General features: G+C 46.5%; 20 protein-coding genes and 1 tRNA gene. 13 read left to right on the forward strand and 8 right to left on the reverse strand.

The genetic code is table 11. The annotated features are described in order from the left end of the window. From JGK11_RS22675 to JGK11_RS22690, 4 genes are all read right to left on the reverse strand, one after another. Positions 1-195 (reverse strand): hypothetical protein (locus JGK11_RS22675; RefSeq protein ID WP_293198306.1); only part of this gene is annotated, 195 nt, incomplete at its 3' end. A 6-nt stretch (positions 196-201) separates the two neighbouring features. Then, positions 202-1,725 (reverse strand): RtcB family protein, encoded by a 1,524-nt coding sequence (locus tag JGK11_RS22680; RefSeq protein WP_293212985.1) that lies wholly within the window; start codon positions 1,723-1,725, stop codon positions 202-204. A gap of 290 nt (positions 1,726-2,015) precedes the next feature. Next, positions 2,016-3,851: an APC family permease gene (locus tag JGK11_RS22685; RefSeq protein ID WP_293193101.1), complete on the reverse strand. Its 1,836-nt coding sequence runs from the start codon at positions 3,849-3,851 to the stop codon at positions 2,016-2,018. A gap of 67 nt (positions 3,852-3,918) precedes the next feature. Then, the gene (locus tag JGK11_RS22690) at positions 3,919-4,758 is read right to left on the reverse strand and encodes a prephenate/arogenate dehydrogenase (protein ID WP_293193099.1); all 840 of its coding nucleotides are present in this window, start codon (positions 4,756-4,758) and stop codon (positions 3,919-3,921) included. 768 nt (positions 4,759-5,526) lie between these two features. Between JGK11_RS22690 and JGK11_RS22695 the strand changes: the two genes are divergently transcribed. The 10 genes from JGK11_RS22695 (at position 5,527) to JGK11_RS22740 (ending at position 14,769) form a co-directional block, all read left to right on the forward strand. After that, on the forward strand, positions 5,527-5,616 hold the full coding sequence (locus JGK11_RS22695) for a MerR family DNA-binding transcriptional regulator (protein WP_293185126.1): 90 nt from the start codon (positions 5,527-5,529) through the stop codon (positions 5,614-5,616). A 114-nt stretch (positions 5,617-5,730) separates the two neighbouring features. Continuing rightward, positions 5,731-6,108 (forward strand): recombinase family protein, encoded by a 378-nt coding sequence (locus tag JGK11_RS22700; protein ID WP_293185124.1) that lies wholly within the window; start codon positions 5,731-5,733, stop codon positions 6,106-6,108. Further along, positions 6,047-7,288 carry a transposase gene (locus JGK11_RS22705; protein ID WP_293185122.1) on the forward strand — a complete coding sequence of 414 codons (1,242 nt, stop codon included), beginning with the start codon at positions 6,047-6,049 and terminating at the stop codon, positions 7,286-7,288. The genes JGK11_RS22700 and JGK11_RS22705 overlap by 62 nt, the downstream gene beginning before the upstream one ends. 74 nt (positions 7,289-7,362) lie before the next feature. Then, complete coding sequence (locus tag JGK11_RS22710) at positions 7,363-8,925, forward strand: pentapeptide repeat-containing protein (protein ID WP_293185121.1); 1,563 nt, start codon at positions 7,363-7,365, stop codon at positions 8,923-8,925. A 96-nt stretch (positions 8,926-9,021) separates the two neighbouring features. Beyond that, positions 9,022-10,584 carry a pentapeptide repeat-containing protein gene (locus JGK11_RS22715; protein ID WP_293185102.1) on the forward strand — a complete coding sequence of 521 codons (1,563 nt, stop codon included), beginning with the start codon at positions 9,022-9,024 and terminating at the stop codon, positions 10,582-10,584. Positions 10,585-10,660: 76 nt separating this feature from the next. Then, positions 10,661-12,190 (forward strand): pentapeptide repeat-containing protein, encoded by a 1,530-nt coding sequence (locus JGK11_RS22720; protein ID WP_293185101.1) that lies wholly within the window; start codon positions 10,661-10,663, stop codon positions 12,188-12,190. A gap of 22 nt (positions 12,191-12,212) precedes the next feature. Next, complete coding sequence (locus JGK11_RS22725) at positions 12,213-13,742, forward strand: helicase C-terminal domain-containing protein (protein WP_293185100.1); 1,530 nt, start codon at positions 12,213-12,215, stop codon at positions 13,740-13,742. 64 nt (positions 13,743-13,806) lie between these two features. Then, a complete protein-coding gene (locus JGK11_RS22730) occupies positions 13,807-14,019 on the forward strand; it encodes a DUF2839 domain-containing protein (RefSeq protein ID WP_293212987.1) in 213 nt (70 codons plus the stop codon). A gap of 130 nt (positions 14,020-14,149) precedes the next feature. Next, positions 14,150-14,221: transfer RNA gene (locus JGK11_RS22735), tRNA-Val, on the forward strand. Between the two features lie 182 nt (positions 14,222-14,403). Next, positions 14,404-14,769: a hypothetical protein gene (locus JGK11_RS22740; protein WP_293185097.1), complete on the forward strand. Its 366-nt coding sequence runs from the start codon at positions 14,404-14,406 to the stop codon at positions 14,767-14,769. Between the two features lie 37 nt (positions 14,770-14,806). Here JGK11_RS22740 and JGK11_RS22745 read toward each other — a convergent pair whose 3' ends face one another. Next, complete coding sequence (locus tag JGK11_RS22745; protein ID WP_293185095.1) at positions 14,807-15,013, reverse strand: type II toxin-antitoxin system HicB family antitoxin; 207 nt, start codon at positions 15,011-15,013, stop codon at positions 14,807-14,809. After that, positions 15,013-15,207: a type II toxin-antitoxin system HicA family toxin gene (locus JGK11_RS22750; protein WP_293185094.1), complete on the reverse strand. Its 195-nt coding sequence runs from the start codon at positions 15,205-15,207 to the stop codon at positions 15,013-15,015. The genes JGK11_RS22745 and JGK11_RS22750 overlap by 1 nt, the downstream gene beginning before the upstream one ends. A gap of 259 nt (positions 15,208-15,466) precedes the next feature. Here JGK11_RS22750 and JGK11_RS22755 point away from each other — a divergent pair, with 259 nt between their 5' ends. The 3 genes from JGK11_RS22755 to JGK11_RS22765 all read left to right on the forward strand — a co-directional run bounded on the left by JGK11_RS22755 (position 15,467) and on the right by JGK11_RS22765 (position 17,822). Continuing rightward, positions 15,467-16,411 (forward strand): nucleotidyltransferase domain-containing protein, encoded by a 945-nt coding sequence (locus JGK11_RS22755; RefSeq protein ID WP_293198297.1) that lies wholly within the window; start codon positions 15,467-15,469, stop codon positions 16,409-16,411. A gap of 97 nt (positions 16,412-16,508) precedes the next feature. Next, positions 16,509-17,270 carry a nucleotidyltransferase domain-containing protein gene (locus JGK11_RS22760; protein ID WP_293185091.1) on the forward strand — a complete coding sequence of 254 codons (762 nt, stop codon included), beginning with the start codon at positions 16,509-16,511 and terminating at the stop codon, positions 17,268-17,270. 261 nt (positions 17,271-17,531) lie between these two features. Then, a complete protein-coding gene (locus JGK11_RS22765) occupies positions 17,532-17,822 on the forward strand; it encodes a hypothetical protein (protein WP_293185090.1) in 291 nt (96 codons plus the stop codon). A gap of 65 nt (positions 17,823-17,887) precedes the next feature. On the opposite strand, the gene JGK11_RS22770 is transcribed toward JGK11_RS22765, so the two are convergent. Both JGK11_RS22770 and JGK11_RS22775 read right to left on the reverse strand, forming a co-directional pair. Next, the gene (locus JGK11_RS22770; protein ID WP_293185088.1) at positions 17,888-18,310 is read right to left on the reverse strand and encodes a hypothetical protein; all 423 of its coding nucleotides are present in this window, start codon (positions 18,308-18,310) and stop codon (positions 17,888-17,890) included. Beyond that, positions 18,307-18,558 carry a plasmid partition protein ParG gene (locus JGK11_RS22775; RefSeq protein ID WP_293185086.1) on the reverse strand — a complete coding sequence of 84 codons (252 nt, stop codon included), beginning with the start codon at positions 18,556-18,558 and terminating at the stop codon, positions 18,307-18,309. Before JGK11_RS22775 ends, JGK11_RS22770 begins: the two co-directional genes overlap by 4 nt. Positions 18,559-18,614 lie beyond the last annotated feature (56 nt).

Consider the following 18,614-nt stretch of genomic DNA (forward strand, 5'->3'; position numbering starts at 1 on the left):
TTTTTTCTGCTGGAACAGGCTAGAAGCCCATTTTACAATCTTTGAAATTGTCTTTGGGAACGGGCTAGAAGCCCATTCCACAATCTTTGATTTTTTCTGAGGGAACGGGCTAGAAGCCCATTCCACAATCTTTGGAATTTTCTGGTGGAACAGGCTTCTAGCCTGTTCGTAAAACCAGTTTTTGAGAACCGACAAATCAGCCTAGGCTTTAAACGTTAATACTGGCTTCATTTTAGCGACAATCCCCACAATTTGTGCCTCCACCTGAACGTCAATCACTGGTTGAATTGGCTTGTAAGCGGCCGGTGCTTCTTCGATTCTACGTTCTTCGCGTAAGGTAATGCAATCTACGCCAGTTAATCCCAAAGCTGCTTCAGTTTTGTCAGCACCTTCGCGACTGAGATCGAAACGCGATCGCGCCCTGCCCGCACCGTGAGAAGCCGATCGCAAAAATCGATCGTTTCCCAAACCAATTAGCAAATAAGACGGCGCACCCATCGAACCAGGTACAATTACAGGCTGGCCAGAATGTGCGGGACAAGCGCCTTTGCGAGTCACCCAGCCGTCACCTTCAGCTAAGGTAATATTGTGAGGCAAATCGTAAACTAAAGGAGCTTCGATATCCCCGAAAACTTGTCGCAAACGCAGTCGCAGAAGTTCTGCTAGCAACAAGCGGTTGATAAAACCATAATTGGCGGCCGTTGCTTCCGCTTGTAGGTAGCTGCTCACAAGTTCGGGATTGGCTTCGACAGACAGCGGAAACAGCCCGGATTCAGGGTATTTTAGGGTTTTCGGCCAGGCTTCGCAAGCTCGATCGCGCCACATACCGCCGATGTATTTGCCGACATTTCGCGAACCGGAGTGAATCATAAAAGCGATTTGTCCCGATCGAACTCCCCAAGTATAGGCCGTAGCTCGATCGACCACTTCTTCAACCACTTGAATTTCTACAAAATGATTGCCGCCGCCGATGGTACCTAACCCGCCATCCCTGACAGTGCCGTCATTTGGGACTAATTCTTCGGGTGCCCATTTGACATCGCCATTCATCGAACCGCCTCCGAAAGTGCGATCGCACTCTTGCGCCAACTGCTCGAAATCCGAATTTGCTGCGCTGCCCATTGCCCTATCCAGCATACCATCCAGCCATCCGGGGATGCCGTGTTGGAACATCGCGCGGGCAGTTTTTGCAGTCATGCTGACATCGCGAGTACCGAAGAAATAATCGCCTTTCATCAACTCTACAAATCGATCGCGCTTTCCCAGAAATTGTTCGACAGACAAATCAGCAACGTGCAAGCGCATCCCGCAGTTAATGTCGGAACCGACAGCCGCCGGAATCACCATTTTGTCAGTTTGGACGATCGAACCAATTGCCACTCCCGCATCCCCCGGATGGAAGTCTGGAGTGGCGCAGGCGCGACAAACACAACCACCTTGAGGGTGACGGACATTCGCCAAATTTGCTAACTGTTTCAGCGCCTTTGCTTCCACCGGAAAACCTTCTGGAAGCAAAACTTCTGCTGTTGTGGAACTGGCATCTTGCCAGTTATCTCTTGTAGCAAAAACATTTTCACTGTTTTCTGTTGTGGAACTGGCATCTTGCCAGTTTTCTTTCAGAGAACTATTGAGACAAATCGAGTAGACTTGATTGTCGTAACTCACATCAAGACCTTGCCGAGACAAAGCTCGCAAAAGCCTGTTCAAGTTTTTTGGCTGCTGCATAAATAGTCTGTTGCGGGTTGCAGTGCAACCCCCACAAATTGAAGAGATGTTGTAGTTAGTAAAAGACTTTGGTTCAGCAGCCGCAATCTTTTCAGAGACAAGTTGAAGGCAACTTTTCTAATTATGTCGATCCTGGCACATTATTTTTTATCTGTCAACCGCTTTCTTAGCGATTCTCAATTTTTGTGAGGTACGCGATCGAGTAATTACCAATTACCAATTACCAATTACCAATTACCAATTACCAATTACCAATTACCCAAGCGTACCGCACTGTTATACCAGAAACGCTACAGATAATATCTAACCGTTGTCACAACCCGACTTTTTTTAGCCAGCAAAGCCGCCTTCAAAAAGAAAGCAGTTTGATTGTGTAGCAGTCCCTCCCACCAATTTTTCGTCACAAAAGCCGGAATAATTAGCGTTAAGAAAACTCCCGGGCGTTGCTCTTCAAACAAAGTCAAAAAGTGAGTTAAAGCCTCACCAACAGAACGGTAAGGCGATTCCAGAATTTCTAGGGGAATGTCAGATTGCAAATCTTGCCAAGCCGCTTGCAGTTTTGCTCTATCTGTCAAACCTATATCTACGTGAACCGCCACAACCTCATCAGCAATTAAACGAGCGTAATCCAAGGCATCAAAAGTTCCCCGGTGCAACTGGCCAACTAACACCACCGCCGGATGTGTCACCGTCTTAACTTTAGGTCTGGGAGGATAAGATATGGGTTCTATTCCCTGAATGCTCAAGCGAGCGGCTACATACCGATAGTGCCGGTGAATAGCTAAAAATAGACTAACTACAATCGGAATAGTTACTACCACAACCCAAGCTCCCAAAAGGAATTTGGTAGCGACAATTACAGCTAAAACTCCCGTGGTTGCCACTGCACCAATACCGTTCATCACAGCACTAGATTGCCAGCCTTTGCCTCGCTCCTTAAACCAATGAATCACCATTCCAGATTGGGACAGAGTAAAAGAAGTGAAAACTCCAACCGCATACAGCGGAATTACTGCGGTGGTATCGCCTCGGAAGATGATAATTAACAGAGCCGCGCAGAGGCTGAGCAAATTAATGCCATTAGAATAAACTAGGCGATCGCCCAACAGCGACAACTGCCTCGGCAAAAACCCATCCCGCGCCAAAAAATAACAAAGTCGCGGAAAATCTGCATAACTCGTATTCGCAGCCAACAGCAAAATCAACAGAGTTGCAGCCTGCAAATAGTAATAAAATATGCCGACTCCAAAAATATCTTTTCCTAACACAGAAAGGAGCGTTTCGTTTTCTTTAGGAATCACCTGATAAATATGGGCTAAGTAACTAATGCCCAAAAACATAAATCCCAGAATTACTCCCAAATAAGTTAAAGTTAGGCGTGCATTCTTCCATTCAGGAGGCTTAAAAGCCAACACTCCATCCGATATGGCTTCAACTCCAGTCAGGGCTGTACAGCCCGCCGCAAAGGCGCGCGCGATCAGAAACAATCCCAAAGGTTCCTTAGCTGGAATGTTTTCTAATGCTGGCAAAACATGACCTGTTGCCTGTTGGAATAAACCGCAGCCAATCAAGATAAAAATGCCCACGATAAACGCATAGGTGGGAACCATAAATATCTTGCCAGATTCCCGCAGTCCCCTGAGATTGGCAAACATGATCAGGACAATACAAACTAAGCACAGTTCAACGGTATAGGGCAGCAAGGAGGGAACTGCTGAAGTCAAGGCGGCAATACCAGCGGAAATGCTGACTGTTACGGTGAGGATGTAGTCAATCATCAGCGAAGCTGCTGCGATCAAACCGGGATAAATACCCAAGTTTTCTCGCGCCACAATGTAAGCGCCACCGCCGTTGGGATACGCTTTAATTGTCTGTCGGTAAGACAGCGCCACGATCGCCAACAGTAAAACAATAATTCCCGAAATAGGCAGCGATAAACTTAAACTGCTGCTCCCGGCTAGTAACAGCACCAGCAGAGTTTCTTGAGTAGCGTAGGCCACAGACGAAAGTGCATCGGAAGCAAGAACAGCTAGCCCTGTAGCGTTGCTCAGCCGTTCGTGAACAGATGCGCTGGTGGGCAGAGATTCACCCAGTAAAACCCGCTTGAGCCGAGAATAAGTGTACATTGAAACTCAATATAGAGGCGTCCACAAATCATAATCGAGACGGGGACAGTTTTCAGCAATTTTGGGATCACAAGTGGTAATTATCTCTGGCTTGTTGAGTCAGCTTCAGCTTCTGTTCGAGAGCTTGCCAATCTTCGGCTTCGATATCGCCCATCAACTCGTCGAGACTGTCGCGGTAAATAGAGAGCGATCGCAATAATTGCTCTCTATTGTACTTTGCCACCATCACTCCCAGCTCGGGGTTGCCACCCCCTACGCGGCTGGTGTCCCGAAAACCCGAACTCGCCAAATTTTGCGCTAAATTCACAATATCTCGATCGCCCTCTCGATCGCACGCAGCCACCAGCGTCGCGCTAGCCATTATCGGCAAATGAGAAATCCAAGCCACAGCTCGATCGTGTTCTTGAGGGCCGCACCGATAAACCGACGCACCCAACAACCGCGCAATTTCCTCAACCTTCTCCACTGACTGCGCCGGAGTCTGTGCAGTCGGAGTCACCACATAAGGCCGCCCCACAAACAAATCCCTCACCGCCGCCTCAATCCCACTTTCAGCAGTCCCCGCCATCGGGTGTCCCCCAACAAAATTCGGCCACAGAGCTGACACAGCATCGACTATGGGAGTTTTTACCGAACCGACATCGGTTACAATCGCATCAGGGGAAAGATGGGGAATTAATTTTTGGACGATCGGCTCGATCGCGGATAACGGCGTGCAAATAAAAACCAAATCCGCTGTTGCCATCAAAGACAGGTGTATGCTGGCATCATTGACAACACCTCTTGCGATCGCCCGATCGCAAGTCTGTTGGCGACTCGAAACCCCAACAATATTAAACCCGCGCGATCGTAAATCCAGAGCGATCGAGCCACCAATTAAACCAAGTCCTACGATACCGATATTCATCAGAAAAAATGGGTTTCAAACCCCGTCCTTCGCTTGACGGCTTGACAAGAAAATTTTAGGATTAATAGCAACTTTCGCTTTATAATACAATATGTAGCGAAAGGTCAACTATGTACCTGACTCAAAAGAACCAAATTCGCAATTTAAATAAAGCGGAGTTTTTGGCTCTGTGTGAGTTGTGCCGCCTTAGCAAAAACCTTTACAATGTGGCGTTTTAGGCAGTTGCCAAAATACAGAGGTTTGTCTAGATTTTCTCAGAATTTGACGAAAACCAACAATAATTGTGATAAACTGGGGAAACGCTTGATTAGTGCGGGTTGCTAAAGCTTACTGGGTGTGAAAACCACAAAAAAACACTTGGCTCAAACTGATCCTCAAAAAACCAAATATTTCAAGTCCTCTGCTAATCAAGGCAGTCTCTAACTGGGAAGAGTAAGCCAACCTGAGCAAAAAGGAAAACATATATAGCCTTTTTCAGAAAGATGAGGTATGCCAAGATATGCTGGAACCTTACAGTGTAAAGCTTTTTAGGTCAAGATTTGTCCGCGAATGAATGTGAGAAAGGCTATAGCACTCGCTCTAGGCAAAACATAGACCGCTAAGTTTGATTTACAGATTTCTGTAGGTTTTTAGAAGCGGCTGTTGTCACAAAGTAAACAATTTCCCATAAAGTCCTGGAAAATAGCGTCAAAATCAGGCAGTATATATCAAGAGTAAAAAATATTACCAGCGATGATCAAATATGTCACGCCGCGAAAAGCTTGCGAAATGCTGCAAGTCTCAGAGAAAACTCTTAGAAACTGGGAGCTTGCCGACAAAATATCAGCAATCAGAACCCCCTCCAACCAACGACGCTAGGACATTGACAGCGTTCTCGGAACAGGACACAACCGAGTTATCGCCATCTACGCAAGAGTCAGTAGCTACAAATAACGAGAACACCTCGAACGACAAGTCAGCTACCTCCAAAATATCTACCCGCAAGCCAAAGTCTTTAAAGACATCGGGTGTAGACTCAACTTCAAAAGAAAAGCACTGCTTGCCCTTTTGGGACAAGTCATGTCAGGAAATATCTCAACAATTGTGGTTGGACACCAAGACAGACTCGCAAGGTTTGGTAGCGACCTCATCAAATGGCTCTGCGAGCAAAACAATTGCCAACTCATGGTTCTCAGTAGAAACGAGCTGTCTTGTGAACGAGAAATGGTTGAACATATCCTTGCCATCATCCACGTCTTTAGTTGCCGAATCTACTCCCGGGGTAAATACAAATCTACTATCAAAGAAGATTCGAGTTTACCCAGAAACCAAGCTAGCAGCGAAATGGAGGACTTGGATTGCAGCAAGTAGATGGTGTTACAATCAAGCAATTGCTATCCTGAAAACAGAAAAGATTGGCAAGTACGATCTCAGAAAAAAGATTATGGACTCAGCTCCAATCTGGGTGTCCGAGCAACCTTACAACCCACGACAAATGGCAGTATTCCAAGCTTTTGAGGCACACAAAGCTGCTAAAAAGTCAAAGGGTATCGCCAAATTTAGAAGCCGATTTGACCGTTCCCAGACTATCAGGTTTCAAGTCAGTAACTGGAAGTCTGGGACTTTTTACCCGCAAGCAACCAAAGGATTATCATTTAAAGTATCCGAACCAATTGCAGATGTAATGGAACATGAGCCAACGCTGTCACTAATCAATGGGCAATGGTTTATATGCTATGCAGTTGATACCGCAAAGCCTCTGCAAAACGAAAGCAGTTTAGCTATCGCCTTAGACCCTGGCGTTAGAACGTTTTTGACTGGTTTTGACGGCAGTGATATCTTGGAGGTAGGAAAGAATGATATTGGTCGTATCTACCGACTAGCAAGACATTTAGACAAATTGATGTCAAGAATAGGGCTGCACAAAGGAGGACAATTCAAACGATTGAGGTATTGCTTGAGAAAGTCAGCGACCCAGATTCGGATTCAGATTAAAAACTTAGTCAACGAGTTACACAAGAAGGCTGCTAAATACTTGGTGACCAAGTATAAAATTATTTTCTTGCCGACTTTTGAAACGCAGCAGATGGTAAAAAAGGGGAAACGAAAATTAGCGACAAAAACAGCTAGAGCCCTGGTCACTTTGAGCCATTATAGGTTCAAACAAATGTTGAAGCATCAAGCATCCAAATCTGGTTGTATTGTAGTAGACGTGACCGAAGAATACACATCCAAGACTTGTTCAAAGTGCGGGCATATTCACACTAAATTAGGTGGGTCTAAGAAATTTAAATGTCCAGAATGCGGACACACTCTGGACAGAGATGTAAATGGCGCTTTCAATATTTTATTGAAAGCTTTGAGAGATACCTCCTTGACGGGAGAGCTTGCAGCTTTCACGCGTCTTGCCATACACAGTAAGTTTGGGCTTAGTCCTAGATTTACCGGGTTAAATGTATCTGTAAATATTGGTCGCAAAAGTAAGCAGAATGGTTTTACCGGACTGTCTAGAGGCTGTTTGACACAGCCATTAAGGGTGAAAATCTCTTAAGAATCCCCGTCCGTTTTACGGCGGGGAGTGTCAATAGCAATAAAATGGGGATATTTCGATACGGTGCCGCCCCCATGACAGTCGAGGAACTCCTGAAAAAATATGCCGCCGGAGAAAGAAACTTTGCCGGAATCAACCTGACTGAGGCCAACCTCAGCGGCGTCAACTTGAGCGGAGCCAACCTCACAGGTGCGAATCTGAGTGTAGCAAACCTAAGCGGAGCTAACCTCAGCAAAACCAACCTCACCGGTGCCAAACTCAACATCGCCAGACTCAGCGGCGCCCATCTCGGCGGCGCCAACCTCACCGACGCCGACCTCAACGTCGCCTACCTAGTGCGAGTTGACCTCAAAAAAGCCATACTCACAGGAGCTAAACTGATCAGAGCCGAGCTAATTCGAGCCGAACTCAGCGGAGCCAACCTCAGCGGAGCCAACCTCAGCGGCGCCACACTCACCGAAGCCACGCTCCGAGGAGCCAACCTCACTCAAGCCAACCTTCGAGGCGCTCACCTCAGTGGTGCGTCCTTGACAGAAGCCAACCTCGAACAAGCCAACCTCCAAGGCGCCGATCTCAGCCGAGCCGACCTCAGCGGTGCAGACTTGCGAGGTACCGAACTCCGACAAGCCAACCTCACTCAAGCCATACTCAGCGGAGCCGACCTCAGTGGCGTCAATTTGCGCTGGGCCATCCTCAGCGGCTGCAACCTGCGCTGGGCCGACCTCAGCGAAGCCAAATTGAGCGGCGCCGACCTCAGCCGAGCCGACCTCTGCCACGCCAACTTACTCAATGCCAGTTTAGTTCACGCCGACCTGTCAAACGCCTATCTGATCCGCGCCGACTGGGTGGGAGCCGACTTAACCGGAGCCACCCTAACCGGAGCCAAACTCCACGCAGTTTCGCGGCTCGGCATCAAAACCGAAGGCATGACCTGCAAGTGGGTTGACCTGAGTCCCAACGGCGACCACAGTCAAATTTACTGGTTGAACTCCGGAGGAACCCACGATTTTTTTCACGAAAGCTTGCCCACAGTTAGGATTGTAATTGACTCGCCCTTAGACCAAGGCGCTCATTTTGCCCTAGCTGCAACTTATTACCAAATTGCCCAACAATACCCGAGTTTAAGTCAGCCGCCCACGATCGAAGTCAGTTCCAGGCGCACCGTACTCGCCTTTAAAATGGACAGCGACGATAAATTATTTGCCACCGCTTACGTTGCCATTATTCCTTTTAACGACGGCGCTACAACTCAGAAAAACCTGATAGCTTTGATGAAAATGATTCAATCCCACGATGCAGGCAAACTTAGCGTCAAAGAATCCAAACACGTCCAGTTATGCAGCAAAGCTCTCAACCAAGCTATCAGCAAAGTAGACCAAATCAAAATTTCCAGTTCTTTTCCCAAAATCGGTGAAAGCATCAATTTTTTTCAAATTCCTACACAGATGCTCTTAATCAACTCCCGCGACCAAAGACTCAGCGTATATCACCACCCAGCCTTCGGCAAGCGCCTGATTAAAAAATACGATCCCAGCAACTCCAGCGCAGGCAAGTTAACTGAAAGCACAAAATTGGGTCAAGCTAATATCGCCAGCATTTTGGATTTTATAAAAGGCTTCCACAATATAGATGTCTAGGCATATTGCATGAAGTTACAAAAAATGCTTATTCTATTTTAAAGGTTGGCATAACAAAGCTTTGTTCTACCTAACACATCAGGGAAAGTCAAAAGCATGGACGCGGAAGAACTCATCGCCAAATATGCAGCAGGAGAAAGAGACTTTACTGCCATCCTGCTTTGCGAAGCCAATCTCAGCAGGATCGATCTGAGTGGGGCTAATTTCAGCGAGGCAATCTTGAGCCTCACCAACCTGAGTGGCACCAATCTGTCAAAGGCCAACATGAGAAAAGCTAAACTCAATGTTGCTAGACTCAGCGCTGCCAACCTCAACAAAGCCAACCTCAGTGGCGCTATCCTCAACGTGGCTAACTTGATTCGGGCCGACCTCAGCGAAGCCCAACTCGTCGAAGCTACATTGATCAGAGCCGAGCTGATCCGAGCTGACCTCAGCGGTGCCAACTTGAGCGGTGCCAACTTGAGCGAAGCAGATTTGAGAGAAGCCACCCTGAGAGAAGCCAATCTAGAGCAAGCCGACCTCAGCGGGGCTCACCTGAGAGGCGCTTGTCTGACAGCGGCGAACTTGGAACGGGTTAACTTGCACAGAGCCGACCTCAGCAGGGCAGACTTGCGAGGAGTGAACCTATGCAATGCCGAACTCAGACAAGCTAATCTGTCTCAAGCCAACCTCAGCGGCGCTGACTTGCGAGGCGCTAATCTGCGGTGGGCCGACCTCAGCGGCGCCAACTTGACTGGTGCTGACCTCGATGAAGCGAGATTGAGCGGGGCTAACTTGTACGGGGCAAATTTGAGCAACGTCAACCTGTTGAACGCTACTCTGGTACACGCGGATTTGACTCAAGCGAATTTGACTCACGCAGATTGGGTGGGCGCAGATTTGACGGGGGCGGCCCTGACTGGGGCGAAAATTTACGCGGTGTCGAGGTTTAATCTGAAAGCCGATGATATAACCTGCGATTGGGTGGATCTGAGCCCAAACGGCGATCGCAGTCACATTCAGCGCTTTACCCCAGAAGAATCTCAACGGTTTTTTAATGCTACACCGCCGACAGTGCAAATTATTGTCGATCGACCGCTCGACCCCGACGCTAACTTTGTCCTCGCGGCTACCTACCGCCAAATTGCCAGTCAATACTCGGGTTTGAGCAATCCTCCCAGCATAGAAGTTAATTCGCGGCGCACAATCATATCATTTAGAATAGAGCAGGACGATCAACTATTTCCCACAGCTTTTGTTGCCATTATTCCCTTTAGCGACGCGGCATTTACTCAAAAAAATCTCATTACTCTGATCAAGATGATTCAACCCCAAAACGGCAATAATCTAGGCGTCAGAGTTTCAAATTTGGTAGTGCAATTGAACGTCGCCATGACCAAAACAATTAGAAAAATAGGGGAAATGAAAATGCAGCCGATTCGCCTCGATCGCGAACCGATGTCGAGTTTTTTTCAATCGCCTACCCAAACCATACTGGCAAACTCCAGCGCCGAAACTTTGATGGTTCACTATCACCCAGACTTTGGCAGAAACTTGACCAATTTGCCGGGAGTCAACAAAACCTCGATCGGGCCGGCAATTAAAGCCCAAAGATTTACAACCCCGCCCCTAAATACGGTGATTGAATTTGTCAAAAGCTTTTATCAGCTTGGTGAGTAAATAATATAAATTTATTTATTTTTATATTAATGCCACATAAAAGTTAGTCCATCGCCCTTTCAGCTAGGTAAAAACAATGGAAGCAGAAGAACTTCTCAAGCGATTTGAACTCGTCAAAAGATACACAGAAGGCGACAGAGATTTCACAGGAATCAACCTGAATGAAGCTAATCTCAGTCGCATCAACCTCAGCCAATCAATTTTAAGGCAGGCTAGCTTATTTGTCACCAACATCAGCGGCGCTAACTTGAGCGAAGCTGACTTGAGTGAAGCTAACCTGAATGTGGCTAGACTCAGCAGCACCAATCTCTCGCGGGCAATCTTAAACGGAGCTAGTCTCAACGTAGCAAACTTAGTCAGAGCGGATTTAACGGGAGCTCAATTAATCGGAGCATCTCTGATTAGAGGAGAATTAGTCCGCTGCGAACTTAGCAAGACTAACTTCAGTAACGCTAACATGACTGAAGCAGACTTAAGAGAGGTAAAACTGACACAAGCTAATCTGTCTGGTGCGAATCTTTCCGGTGCAAATCTTAGAGGTTCTTCAGCAAAAGAAGCTAGCTTTAAAGACGCTAATTTGCACGGCGCCGATTTGATGAAGGCAGAACTTAACGGCGTCAATTTGAGCAATGCCGATCTGAGACAAGCTTCTTTGCAGGAGGTGAATCTCAGCGGTGCTGATTTGAGCGGAGCTAATCTCAAATGGGCGGATTTAAGCGGAGCTAACCTCACTGGCGCCGATCTGAGTGATACTAAATTGAGTGGAGCTAACCTCAGCGGAGCAGATTTAAGAAATGCTAATTTAGCCAATGCTAGTTTGGTTCACGCTGATTTGACAGAAACCAATTTGATTAACGCAGATTGGGTGGGCGCAGATTTGACCGGGGCAACTTTAACTGGGGCAAAAATGTATTTGGTACCCAGATTTGGTATCATCGCAGATGATATTAATTGCCAGTGGGTTGACATCAGCCCCGCAGGCGATCGCAGTTTGGTGCAACAATTTAATTCGTCGTCTGAAGCGAGAAAGTTTTTAAATCATACGCCGGGGTTAGTGCGAATTGTGGTTGACGCACTTTTAGACCACTCAGCCAACAGCACTTTAGCAACAGCCTATAGCGAAATAGCTAAGCATTACGGAGCCATGAGCCGTCCTCCCAATATAGAAGTGGGCTATCGCCGGACAACTCTGACTTTTAGATTTGATAGCGACGAGCATTTATTGCCAGCAGCTTTTTTAGCGATTGTTCCTTTTAAGGATGCCTTGGAAACTCAGAAAAATGTGGTGGCGGTTGGCAAAACTATCGCAAATCAAAATTTAGAAAAAAAACGGATAATACAGTTATCTAAAGCATTGAATGCAGCAATGGCTAATTTAACTGATGTGAAAAAAATGCTGGAAACAACAATAAATGTCTCTCAGGAAACAAACTTTTTTCAGTCACCTACCCAAACTATTTTAATTAGTTCGGGGCAGGAGAGTTTTACCGTGCAGTCTCATCAGGATTTTGGTCGGCGAAGTGGAAATAATCAGGAGAGTAAATTTAGTTTGGCTGTGGGTCAAAAAGTAGTTGATTTTCTGGCAAGTTTTGATTATCTTGATTGAGAAATATCAACAGTGAAATCGATTGATTGAGGTAGAAGTCCATAATTCGCTGCTCCGCTTTTTGCGATCGCACTCCGAGCCGCGCTGGCCCCACCATTTAACGATGGCGCGGTTGGTGGCGCGGGCTTTGCGCTTGGGGCGCAGCGCTCTGATCCAAACTGGGCTGCCGGCGTCCGCTTACCGACAGCGGTATCGAGTCAGCTATTTGATGCCGATTTTGATGTGGCCGGATCCGGTGATTTTAGTGGCGCCGACACCGCTGCTGGAACATTTGCAGGAGGTGGAAATTCCGCGATTGCAAGAGTGGCTGCAAACTGATCGGCCGTTAGCGAAGCCCTCGAAGAGGATCGAGATTTATGACCATAATGCCGCGGGACGAGGGTTGATGCTAGCCGATCCGCAGTCTTGGCTGGCGGCGCGCTTGGCAGGAAATTCGCAACTTCACAACAATATTCCGACAATTATCGACGGTGTGGATGATTTGGAAGTTTGGACGCGACAGCAATTGACGGTGGGTTTGGAACCCGCTGACTGGAATGATTTAATGGAATCTGGCCCAATGCTGGCGGATGCAATTCGAGAAGCGCGGGTGTTGCTAACGCGGGCTGTGTTTCAGCATCCAGCTAAGCCTGATGAGTGCTATTTGCTGGAAACGGCAGAGCAAAATATTTTGCAAGGGCTGTTTGAAACGATCGAGCAAAACCCTGGGATTCCGCCTGCTTGGAGCAATTTTTGGCAGCGGTGGAACACAAACGGGAAACTGCGGTGGGCACAAATTCATCGCTCTGCTGGGTCATTTTCGCTGTTCTGTGCGCCGGTGCAGGTGGCCGAGGTTTTGAGCAAAATTTGGTCTGCCGTGCCTGTGGTGTTGATTGGGGGGGCGGTGGATGTGGAACAGAAGGCTCCGATCTTCCGGCAAATGATGGGATTGCCTGAGTTGACGAGTGTGAAGTTTTCGCCCGATCGACAAAATGAGTTAATTCAACTGTACATTCCCAACTGGCTGCCGCTGCCGAATACGCCGGAATTTCAGGGTGTTTTAATGGAAGAAATTCGGACTTTGCTGTTGATGAGTGCGTCGGTGGCGGGTTTAACTGTGCTGATTGTGGGCGATGTACCGCTGAAGGCTCGGATGGCGGCGATTTTGGCTTCTGAGTTCGGTTCTCGGGTGCAGGTGGAAAAAACCGAGGTGGGCGACAATGCGATTTTGGTGACTGGATGGGAGTTTTGGCGGGAACATCAGGGTGAGTTGAGTGCGCCTCACTTGCTGGCGATCGCAACTTTGCCGCTACCTTCTTTGGAGAATCCTTTGGTGACGGCGCGTGTGGCTTTTTATAAGGAGCAGCGGAGGGATTGGTTTCGGTTGTATTTGTTACCGGCGGCGTTGAATGAGTTGCAAAGGGCGATCGCGCCGGTGCGAGAACGTCAGGGGGTTGTGGCGATTTTTGACAGTAGGGTGATTCACCGCAGTTACGGACAGCAAATTTTAGCGGCGCTGAGTCCGTTTGCAAGGATTGATTATTTGGATACGACTTGGTTGACTCAGGCTTGAGATGACCTGTTGGCGTATAATTTGGTTGTTATCGAATTGAAATCTAATTTAGTAGACAAAGATTATGGGCGAATCTAAGCGTCGTAAAGAGTCGATCGGCGATGGATACGGTAAAGAAGAGCGTATCTATCCCTGGCTACCAATTACGAAAACTCAAAGCGAAGATTTTCTGAAGTGGACATCTCGCGGAAGCTGGGCGGGGATTAGTCTGTTGGTGGCTTGGTGGGTGGTGGTGCGGTTTGTTGGGCCTGCGGCGGGTTGGTGGGTGGTTGATTGATGGGTGGGAGTGCGATCGACAATTGGGCGATCGCACATTGTGTCGAGTTTTCACTCCGAAACCAGCGGCTGATTTTTTAGGGAAATTTTAGTTGCCAATGGGGAGTCAGTATGTTATGATACTTATCTGCGGGCAATTAGCACAGTGGTAGCGCACTTCCTTCACACGGAAGGGGTCACAGGTTCAAATCCTGTATTGCCCATTCAAAATTTATGGTGACTCATTAGACATCTCCAAACAATAAAATATTCTGTCGGAGTGCGAGCCAGGTTGGAGGGTGAAGCATTTGGGAATAAAATTACAGGTTTTCAACATAAATTGTCGCCCAAATGCTTCACCCCTACAGGTATCAAACGGCTTGAGATTATTTATAGAGGTAACTTTATGATCCAAATAATTCTGAACTCAGAACAAGAAAAGTTATTGCAACAACTGTTAGAAACAGGGAAATATACAACCCCAGATCGGGTAATTACTGATGCTTTAAAAGCTTTATCAGAAAAGCAATATCTTAATCAACCTCGGCAAGTAGTAAAAATTCTTTCAGGAAAACCTGCACAAGAGTTACTAGCAGAAAAAATTAAAACGAGCTTGGAACTTAAGAATAATTATCAGCCCGATCCGCACCGACAAGCTTTAGCTGAAGATTTTAACAACTTATGTGAAGAAACTCAGGCTTTACACGCCGATAGTCCTTTAACTGATGAAGAAATTGCCGAAGAAATTGCAGCTTATCGGAGCGGAGAATGAGAAACAAACTGGAAATAAAGAGTAATTGACGTTTAGCTTAAGCTTCAACATATTCGCAAATAGAGACAGGTTCGGGAATCGGAAAAGCATCCTCTTGTAGTCCTTCAATATGGAATGCGATCGCCTCTTTAATTAAATTTCTCACCTCTTCTAAACTTTCAGCCACAGCTACACATCCAGGTAAATCGGGAACATACGCACCGTAGCTAGTTTGACCTTTTTCAATTACCACAGCATAACGCATTAATCTTCCTCCTCTAGTTGAGATTGTCGCAAAACACTTTTAAGCGTACCAATTGGCATATCAATGCCTAAATTACCTGACACAGTTACAGTTCCAGCCTTTTCTGGGTGTTTAAATTGACGATGACTGCCCCTTGTTCTAGCTAAATACCAATCATCATCTTCTAACATTTTAATAACTTCTCTAACTTTCATTGTTCATCTATCTATAAAACTAATCAACTCCCGCACTTATATCTCCATAATACGATCTAACTTCAGCAACCTCTCCATTGTAACCTGCGCGACTGATAAAAAACCTCATCCTGGTCAATCTGAAGACACTGTTCAACACAGCCAAAACTGCCGTAGCACGGGCTGTAAGCTCCCAGCGATCGCCCAAACCCCCCTTTTCTTTATACTACACATATGCTACAATAACATTGTAGCTCGTGTCTCCGCAGGAGGTTTCCTCGTGACAAACCCCAATCTTCCTCAAAATTTCAACCTAATCGTGCCCGCCGGAACCCAAATTGTCACCAAGATTGAGGTCAAAAACCCCGGCGGCGACCAATCTTGGAAACAAGGCGCAGTAGGTGTGATTGTCAAATCGCCTACAGACAATTCCCACGCATATTTAGTCAAACTCCCAGACGGAACACAAGTTAGTCTGCGGCGACACGAATTCAGCATTCGCAAACAGTTTCAAAGCGAAGGATTGGAGTCAGGAGGAGATTTTCTCGCCGAATACAACCTCTACGATTCTGTAATTTACCGCTGCATAGTTGGTTCGAGAGCTTACGGTTTGGATAACGAACAATCTGATACAGACAGGCGCGGAATTTACCAGCCGTCGGCAATTCTTCATTGGTCGCTTTATGGCATTCCAGAACAATTGGAAAATAAGGAAGATCAAGAATGCTATTGGGAACTGCAAAAGTTTTTGGTTTTGGCGCTCAAAGCTAATCCCAATGTACTCGAATGTTTGTACACTCCTTTGGTAGAAACTGTTTCTCCTGTAGCAGCCGAATTGCTGGAAATTCGCGAAATCTTTCTGTCGCAATTGGTTTATCAAACTTACAATAGTTACGTTTTGTCGCAATTTAAAAAAATGGAGCAAGACCTCCGCAATACTGGGGAAATTCGCTGGAAGCACGCGATGCACTTGATTCGCTTGCTCTTGTCAGGAATTACGGTGCTGAAGGAGGGTTTTGTGCCTGTGAGAGTGCAGGATTATCGATCGCAATTGCTATCAATCCGCAATCAGGAAATCTCCTGGGATGAGGTGAATCGCTGGCGGTTGAGCTTGCACGTAGAGTTCGATCGCGCTTTTGCAGAAACTAAGTTACCGGAACGTCCTAATTACGAGCAGGCTAATCTGTTTTTGATTAAATCGCGTCAAAGTGCGATCGGGAGTTGATTTATAATTCGGCGATTGAAATCGCTTCTACACAAACAAAGTCCGCCTCCGCGGACTGAAAGAATTGATGATTTTTATGTGTGAATTTTGAAAAATTATGGTAGAATACATCTCCGAATTAGTCAAGATTATCTCCGATCGACCTTACCCGCTGCTGTTTGCGACTGTCAGCGGATCGCACTTATACGGTTTTCCTTCCGCAGATTCCGACTTCGACTTGCGGGGAGTTCATATCTTACCGCTACCAAAAGTAATCGGACTGATTTCTGGAGACGAAACAATCGAAGTTTCTGAAGTTCGGGAGAAGATGGAACTCGATTTAGTCACTCACGATATTAAGAAGTTTCTGGAGTTGCTGTTGAAGCGCAACGGCTACGTGTTGGAGCAACTGTATTCGCCACTTATAGTTTACAGTAGCGAGGAACATCAGGAGTTAAAGGAGCTCGCCTCGAACTGCATTACCAAGCACCACAGCCACCACTATCTCGGTTTTGCTCAAACTCAATGGCGATTGTTTGAGAAAGAAAGCCCGCGTCGGGTGAAGCCGTTGCTGTACGTTTACCGGGTGTTGCTGGCGGGGATTCATTTGATGCAAACGGGGCAAGTTGAGGCGAATTTGGTTAAACTTAATGACAAGTTCCAGTTACCGTATATTCCCGATTTGATTGCTCGCAAGCTGGCTGGGGCGGAAAAGTCGGTTCTGGAGGATACAGATATTGCATTTTATCACCAGGAGCGCGATCGGCTAATCAATGTATTAGAAGAGGCAAGTTTTACCAGTCATTTACCGTCAAATCCTAACGCAAAGGTTGCTCTTAATGATTTTCTGGTAAAGGTGAGAATGGCATCTTTGAATTAAGCTGTTTCATGTCTTATTGTCAGAATTAAGACGGGCGGGACGCCCATCCCACTCATGGTTTGGGAAGGTTTAATTAGTTGGTGGAGGACGGGCGGGACGCCCATTCCACTCATGGTTGGGGAAGGTTTAATGATTCGGTGGCGAGAGACTGTAATTGAGTGCAATCGAATCGGCGCGAAGCATGGCGTCAGCCCGATCGCAAATTCATAAAATGAGATACAGTAAAAGTATTGTCCAAGCCTTGCACCATCAGAGGTAACAATGCAAATCACCTTGAGTCCGGATCAAACCCAAGTCCTTGAAGCTTTAGTAAAGCACGGTCAATATTCCTCTCTTGAAGAAGCAATTAACACAGCTTTGCTGTTATTAATTGACGACATTACTTTATCCGATAGCAGCAACAACCCAAACTATTTAGCTTGGGTTGAAGAAACTCGGAAGAAAATCGATATAGCACGAGAACAGGCGCAACGCGGTGAGTTGCTCAATGCAGATGATGTATTAGCTCAACTTAGAGATAAGGTGAAAAAAGCTAGAGAAGTAATAGTATGAATCGCTTGCTAATTACAATAGAGGCGATCGCTTTCAACTGCTCATCTACCTGAGAAAAGCGATATCTAACTGCCTCCGTTGCCGCGACTACGCAACTGATCTAATAGATACTGCCAGATTTGCTCAATTCTTTCTTCAATTTGTTCTATCCGGCGTTCCACAGCCATAAAGTTAGCTTTGAATTCAGCAACGTCGATGGCAAAAATTTCTGATATTTTGGTAACAGCAGAAGTTAGGGCGTCGGTTCTTTCTGTTAACAAGTTAATTTTTCCTGTTAACAGGCTGATTTGCTGCTGGGATTCCTGCTGTTGTACGGCTATCTGATTAATGCGATCGGTTAACTGCTGTTGCGATTCCGCTAACTGCTGTTGCGACTCCGCTAACTGCTGTTGCGATGCGCCAAACTGGTTAATGCGATCGGCAAACTGTTGTTGCGATCGCGCGGTTTGTTCAAGAATAGCCTCAATTCGGTCTAGGCGATCGGTCATTTGCTTATTTCCTCAGTTTTTGCTGCTTTACTCCGCTTGGGCTTTGACTTTGGCGAGGTTTCGTTTTTAGATGGGCTCTTATTGCTGATTTCTGGGGTGTTTTCTGCAAGCCAGTTTTCTACGAGTTCCAATAAAACCTGGTTCATAGAAGCATTTTGGTAAGCACAAACCCATCGAAAGCGCGATCGCAAATCGTCATCGCAGTAAAAGCAGAGCTTGACTGGCTTATCTTTATCGGTATCGTTCATAACCTGTACTGGTGTCACTGTTTCTAGAGTGACACTAATGCCAGCTTTGTTCTATA

Source organism: Microcoleus sp. PH2017_34_RAT_O_A (assembly GCF_020737885.1).
GTDB lineage: Bacteria > Cyanobacteriota > Cyanobacteriia > Cyanobacteriales > Microcoleaceae > Microcoleus.